Below are 6,115 nucleotides of genomic sequence, written 5' to 3'. Positions count from 1 at the left end.
CTTTTTTGATCCACGAAAAAATGTGAAAAGCGATTTAATAGCCAGCAGAAAGAAGGTAGAATACGCGTCCCAATTTTCCTTAGCTTTAACAGATTACCTGAGGTCGTTCATGCTTTATCACGAAACATTTGACGTCATTGTGGTTGGTGGCGGTCATGCAGGAACGGAAGCCGCTTTAGCCGCCGCTCGTACTGGCCAAAAAACTCTTCTGCTTACTCACAATATTGATACTTTAGGACAAATGTCATGCAATCCAGCCATTGGTGGGATTGGTAAAGGACATTTAGTTAAAGAGGTTGATGCTATGGGTGGTTTAATGGCTGAAGCCATTGATCATGCAGGTATTCAGTTTAGAACACTCAATGCTTCTAAAGGCCCAGCAGTTCGTGCTACTCGTGCACAAGCAGACCGTGCTCTGTATAAAGCGTATGTCCGCAATGCATTGGAAAATACTCCTAATTTAACTTTGTTCCAGCAACCTGCTGATGATCTGATTGTTGAAAATGATCAAGTCAAAGGTGTTGTAACAACAATGGGTCTTAAATTCCACGCTAAAGCGGTGGTGTTAACCGTAGGTACATTCCTCGGCGGTAAGATCCATATTGGCCTAGAAAACTATGCCGGTGGTCGCGCTGGTGATCCACCATCGATCGCATTAGCTCGTCGCTTACGAGAATTACCTTTCCGCGTTGATCGTCTAAAAACGGGTACTCCTCCGCGTATCGATGGCAATAGTGTCGATTTTTCTGTGCTTGAACAACAGCACGGTGACAATCCTGCGCCAGTCATGTCTTTCATGGGGCGTCGTGAACATCATCCACGTCAAATTCCGTGTTTCATCACTCACACCAATGAAAAAACGCATGATGTGATTCGTGCTAACCTTGATCGTAGCCCTATGTACGCAGGTGTGATTGAAGGGATTGGTCCGCGTTACTGTCCATCTATCGAAGATAAAGTAATGCGTTTTGCTGACAAGAACAGCCACCAAATCTTTATCGAGCCGGAAGGTCTAAATACGACTGAATTGTATCCAAATGGTATCTCCACCAGCTTACCGTTTGATGTTCAAGTGCAAATTGTTCGTTCAATGAAAGGTTTTGAGAATGCTCATATCGTTCGTCCTGGTTATGCGATTGAATATGATTTCTTTGATCCTCGCGATCTGAAACACACTTACGAAACCAAGCATATGAAAGGTTTGTTCTTCGCAGGTCAGATTAACGGTACAACAGGTTATGAAGAAGCGGCAGCTCAAGGCTTAATGGCCGGCCTAAACGCAAGTTTATTCAGTCAAGAAAAAGAAGGCTGGAGCCCGCGTCGTGATCAAGCCTACATGGGCGTATTGATCGATGATCTTTCTACTCTTGGCACCAAAGAACCTTACCGTATGTTCACATCACGTGCGGAATACCGTTTACTGCTTCGAGAGGATAATGCTGATCTTCGCTTGACTGCTCAAGCTCATGAGTTTGGTTTGATCAGTGAGGAACGTTGGGTTCGTTTCAACCAAAAATTGGAAAATATGGAGCTTGAGCGTCAACGTTTGAAATCCATTTGGGTTAATCCTAATACTCAAGGCATTGAGTCTTTAAACTCAATGTTGAAAACCCCGATTACTCGTGAAGCGAGTGGAGAAGATTTGCTGCGTCGTCCAGAAATGAACTACGACATGCTGACTTCACTCGATGCATTTGGCCCAGCGTTGGAAGATGCACAAGCATCAGAACAGGTTGAGATTCAAGTGAAATACGAAGGATATATTTCTCGTCAGCAAGATGAAATCGAGAAGTCGTTGCGTCACGAAAATACGAAATTGCCGATTGATTTGGATTATAAACAAGTGAAAGGTTTGTCTAATGAAGTCGTGTTGAAACTCAATGAAGCCAAACCTGAAAGTATTGGTGTTGCATCACGTATTTCAGGAATTACGCCAGCTGCGATCTCTATCTTGCTGGTGCACTTGAAAAAGAACGGTATGCTTAAGAAAGGGGAAGCTGCGTAATGACCCAGTTGCGAGTCAAACTAGATAGCTTGATTGCTCAGACTTCATTAGAGGTTTCTGAGCAACAACGAGAGCAATTGGTTGGTTATGTTGAGCTCCTCAATAAATGGAATAAAGCGTACAATTTGACCTCAGTACGAGATCCCATGGATATGTTGGTGAAACATATCCTTGATAGTATCGTAGTGAGTCCTTTTCTCGAGGGAAATCGATTCATTGATGTCGGCACTGGCCCTGGTTTACCGGGGATTCCACTTGCCATCATGAATCCAGACAAAGAATTTGTCCTGTTGGATAGTTTGGGGAAACGAATTCGTTTTATTAAACAAGTTATCCATGAACTGAAGATTGCCAATGTGACTCCAGTTCAAAGTCGTGTTGAAGAATATGAAGCGGGTAACGGTTTTGATGCTGTATTGAGTCGTGCGTTTGCCTCTATGGTAGATATGGTATCTTGGTGTCGCCATTTACCAAAACAGGAAAATGGGCTGTTCTTGGCTTTAAAAGGTCATGTCGCTCAAGACGAAATCGATCAGTTACCTGACTGGTGTTCTGTGAACTGTGTCAAATCTTTGGAAGTTCCTGAGTTGGAAGGTGAGCGTCATCTTGTAATCTTATCGCGCAAGGGATAACAACGAGGCACACCGTGGGTAAAATCGTAGCAATCGCCAACCAGAAAGGTGGTGTTGGTAAAACAACAACGTGTATTAACTTGGCTGCATCTATGGCTGCGACTAAACGTAAAGTGTTAGTCGTGGATTTGGATCCGCAAGGAAACGCAACCATGGCTAGCGGTGTCGACAAATATCAGGTCGACGCAACAGCGTATGAGCTTTTGGTTGAAGATGCGCCATTTGATGATGTGGTATGCCGTAAAACATCCGGTAACTACGATTTGATTGCTGCAAATGGTGATGTGACTGCCGCTGAAATCAAATTGATGGAAGTATTTGCGCGAGAAGTGCGTTTGAAAAATGCATTAGCATCAATAAGAGATAGCTATGATTATATCTTCATTGATTGCCCACCAGCTCTAAACTTGCTCACCATTAACGCAATGGCAGCTGCCGATTCTGTATTAGTGCCAATGCAATGCGAATATTTTGCCTTAGAAGGCTTAACAGCATTGATGGATACTATCAGTAAGCTTGCTGCGGTTGTGAATGAAAATCTCAAGATAGAGGGTCTGCTCAGAACCATGTATGACCCTCGTAACCGCCTAGCTAATGAAGTTTCTGATCAGCTGAAGAAGCATTTTGGTGACAAAGTGTATCGTACAGTGATCCCAAGAAATGTTCGTTTGGCTGAGGCCCCAAGTCATGGTAAACCTGCCATGTACTACGACAAGTATTCTGCTGGTGCAAAAGCGTATTTGGCGCTTGCTGGCGAGATGCTTCGTCGTGAAGAAGTTCCCGCATAATGATTTAACTTAAGGAATTCATCTACATGTCCACGTCTAAACGCGGTTTAGGAAAAGGGCTGGATGCTTTGTTGGCCACTAGCTCTATGGCTCGTGAAAAGCAACAAGTTGCATCCAATAGTCAGGCAATGTCATCTGATGCAGATCTCACCGACCTTGCTATTACAAGCTTAAAACCAGGTGTTTACCAACCCCGTAAAGACATGTCTCCTGAAGCTCTAGAAGAGCTATCAGCTTCAATACAATCTCAAGGCATCATCCAGCCAATCGTTGTTCGCCCTCTAAGTACTGGCGGCTATGAGATTATTGCTGGAGAACGTCGTTGGCGCGCTGCGCGTCATGCTGGCTTAAAACAGGTACCTTGTATTGTAAAACGCGTAGACGACAGAGCTGCTGTCGCTATGGCGCTAATTGAAAACATCCAACGCGAAGACCTTAATGCTATTGAGGAAGCTCAGGCATTAGAACGCTTACAAGATGAGTTTAAGTTAACCCACCAACAAGTTGCTGACGTGATAGGTAAATCGCGCACAACTGTCAGTAATTTACTGCGTTTGAATCAATTAGATGATCAGGTGAAACGTTTTGTTGAAACAAAACAATTAGAAATGGGTCATGCTCGAGCGTTATTGATGCTAGAAGGTGAACGTCAAGTAGAAATTGCTGAGCGTGTAGCCAAAAAACAACTTACAGTGCGTCAAACAGAGCAACTGGTTAAAAAGTGCTTATCAGGCGTATCTGACGAGAAAAACGTGGTAGAAGACCTAGAAATTCAACAAATATCACAAGATCTTAGCGAAAAACTAGGGGCAAAAGTTTCTATTGTTCGGTCGGCGAGTGGCAAGGCTAAATTAACAATAAGTCTTGATGAACCTCACAAATTAGAACAAGTGATTGCCAAGCTAGAACGCTAAATGAGATAATTGATCTAAATCAATTGTAAAAAACAACTTTTGAGTCGAAAAGTTGTAGAGTTACAAGCAAAACTGTAACTTTCTGTGGTATTTGCATTGCCAAACTTTATGGCGAATGTATAAAATTTTTTAATATGGTCTCAGATTTTGTGTTGTTGAGTCTGAGATTATTATGTGAGGTAAGAATACATGGTAGCTGCGTTAGCTAGACCAGGACGAGAGCTCGCAAAGCAATTGTTATTGATCCAGTTCTGCGCGGTTATTATTTTAGCAACGGGAATGGCTGTTGTGGTTAATGCTGAATGGGGACTTTCTGCGCTAATAGGCGGGGGCATTTTTGTCATCGCTAATGCTGTATTCGCGCTATGTGCTTTTATGTTTGGGGGGGCTCGGGCTGCTAAACGCATCACCGCTTCTTTCTACACAGGCGAAGCATTGAAAATTCTCATTACCATTGCACTCTTTTCTGTGGCTTACATGTATGTCCAGGTGGAACTTGTTCCTCTGAAACTGGCCTATTTACTGGCTCTAGGTATCAATATCTGTGCGCCAGTACTATTTATTAACAACAAAAAAATAGGATGAGTTATGGCTGCGCCAGGTGAAGCGCTTACACCTTCCGGTTATATCGATCACCATTTGTCAAACCTTTCATTAGCTCGTATTTCTGAGCACTTTGATTTGGGCTGGCATATTAGTGAAACGAGTTTCTGGAACGTTCATATCGATAGCCTGTTTTTTTCTTTGTTTACTGGATTGATTTTCCTTTGGATTTTCCGTTCAGTCGCGAAGAAAGCAACAGTAGGTGTACCAGGCAAGCTACAGTGTTTTGTGGAAATTTTGGTGGAATTTGTCGATCAGAACGTCAAAGACACCTTTCATGGCCGCAATCCGCTTATAGCACCGCTGGCACTGACTATCTTTTGTTGGGTATTGCTAATGAATATCATGGACCTTGTGCCCATCGATTTCTTGCCTTATCCAGCACAACATTGGCTTGGAGTTCCTTACTTGAAGGTAGTTCCGTCGGCTGATGTAAATATCACCATGGCTATGGCTCTAGGCGTTTTCGCTCTGATGATTTTCTACAGCATCAAAGTGAAGGGTCTAGGTGGGTTCGTGAAAGAATTGGCTTTACATCCATTCAATCACCCAATCATGATTCCGTTTAACCTACTTATTGAAGTGGTGTCGCTACTGGCTAAACCGCTTTCGCTAGGTATGCGTCTATTCGGTAACATGTTTGCTGGTGAGGTTGTATTTATTCTAATCGCGGCAATGCTACCTTGGTGGTTACAATGGATGGGTTCACTACCGTGGGCTATTTTCCATATTCTGGTAATTTTGATTCAGGCATTCGTGTTCATGATGTTGACTATCGTCTATCTATCTATGGCTCACGAAGACCAAGATCATTGATTTTTTATTCTGATTTTTAAGCTTTTATTGGGCACTTTAGCCAACAATTATTATTGGAGATAGTAATGGAAACTTTACTGAGCTTTTCTGCAATCGCCGTGGGTATTATCGTCGGTCTTGCTTCTCTAGGTACAGCGATTGGTTTCGCTCTTCTAGGCGGTAAATTCCTCGAAGGCGCAGCTCGCCAACCTGAAATGGCTCCTATGCTGCAAGTTAAGATGTTCATCATCGCAGGTCTGCTCGATGCGGTTCCAATGATCGGTATCGTTATCGCACTTCTATTCACTTTCGCTAACCCATTTGTTGGTCAACTAGGTTAATTCTCGATTTCAGTGACAAAACTCGCAGGAGTTTTGT

The 6,115-nt window shown here is 43.1% G+C and carries 7 protein-coding genes; all 7 read left to right on the top strand.

The features are described from left to right. Nucleotides 1-109 precede the first annotated feature (109 nt). The 7 genes from mnmG (at nucleotide 110) to atpE (ending at nucleotide 6,078) form a co-directional block, all read left to right on the top strand. Nucleotides 110-2,005 carry a tRNA uridine-5-carboxymethylaminomethyl(34) synthesis enzyme MnmG gene (gene mnmG / locus JCM16456_RS15340; protein ID WP_068715816.1) on the top strand — a complete coding sequence of 632 codons (1,896 nt, stop codon included), beginning with the start codon at nucleotides 110-112 and terminating at the stop codon, nucleotides 2,003-2,005. After that, nucleotides 2,005-2,637: a 16S rRNA (guanine(527)-N(7))-methyltransferase RsmG gene (gene rsmG, locus JCM16456_RS15335; protein WP_068715814.1), complete on the top strand. Its 633-nt coding sequence runs from the start codon at nucleotides 2,005-2,007 to the stop codon at nucleotides 2,635-2,637. Before mnmG ends, rsmG begins: the two co-directional genes overlap by 1 nt. Nucleotides 2,638-2,651: 14 nt before the next feature. After that, on the top strand, nucleotides 2,652-3,425 hold the full coding sequence (locus tag JCM16456_RS15330) for a ParA family protein (protein ID WP_068715812.1): 774 nt from the start codon (nucleotides 2,652-2,654) through the stop codon (nucleotides 3,423-3,425). Nucleotides 3,426-3,451: 26 nt separating this feature from the next. Beyond that, on the top strand, nucleotides 3,452-4,339 hold the full coding sequence (locus JCM16456_RS15325) for a ParB/RepB/Spo0J family partition protein (protein ID WP_068715810.1): 888 nt from the start codon (nucleotides 3,452-3,454) through the stop codon (nucleotides 4,337-4,339). A gap of 189 nt (nucleotides 4,340-4,528) precedes the next feature. After that, nucleotides 4,529-4,924 (top strand): F0F1 ATP synthase subunit I, encoded by a 396-nt coding sequence (locus JCM16456_RS15320; protein WP_068715808.1) that lies wholly within the window; start codon nucleotides 4,529-4,531, stop codon nucleotides 4,922-4,924. 3 nt (nucleotides 4,925-4,927) lie between these two features. Further along, nucleotides 4,928-5,758 carry a F0F1 ATP synthase subunit A gene (gene atpB / locus JCM16456_RS15315; protein ID WP_068715806.1) on the top strand — a complete coding sequence of 277 codons (831 nt, stop codon included), beginning with the start codon at nucleotides 4,928-4,930 and terminating at the stop codon, nucleotides 5,756-5,758. 65 nt (nucleotides 5,759-5,823) lie between these two features. Beyond that, on the top strand, nucleotides 5,824-6,078 hold the full coding sequence (atpE, locus tag JCM16456_RS15310; RefSeq protein ID WP_002540812.1) for a F0F1 ATP synthase subunit C: 255 nt from the start codon (nucleotides 5,824-5,826) through the stop codon (nucleotides 6,076-6,078). Nucleotides 6,079-6,115 lie beyond the last annotated feature (37 nt).

The sequence above is a fragment of the Vibrio tritonius genome (assembly GCF_001547935.1).
In the GTDB taxonomy this organism is placed as follows: Bacteria; Pseudomonadota; Gammaproteobacteria; order Enterobacterales; family Vibrionaceae; genus Vibrio; species Vibrio tritonius.
Note: the sequence above shows the minus strand (reverse complement) of the source record. Positions and strands in the feature narration are given on the sequence as shown.

Coding starts and splice junctions, on each gene's coding strand:
- mnmG (WP_068715816.1), top strand. CDS start 110: ATGCTTTATCACGAAACATTTGACGTCATTGTGGTTGGTGGCGGTCAT.
- rsmG (WP_068715814.1), top strand. CDS start 2,005: ATGACCCAGTTGCGAGTCAAACTAGATAGCTTGATTGCTCAGACTTCA.
- JCM16456_RS15325 (WP_068715810.1), top strand. CDS start 3,452: ATGTCCACGTCTAAACGCGGTTTAGGAAAAGGGCTGGATGCTTTGTTG.
- JCM16456_RS15320 (WP_068715808.1), top strand. CDS start 4,529: ATGGTAGCTGCGTTAGCTAGACCAGGACGAGAGCTCGCAAAGCAATTG.
- atpB (WP_068715806.1), top strand. CDS start 4,928: ATGGCTGCGCCAGGTGAAGCGCTTACACCTTCCGGTTATATCGATCAC.
- atpE (WP_002540812.1), top strand. CDS start 5,824: ATGGAAACTTTACTGAGCTTTTCTGCAATCGCCGTGGGTATTATCGTC.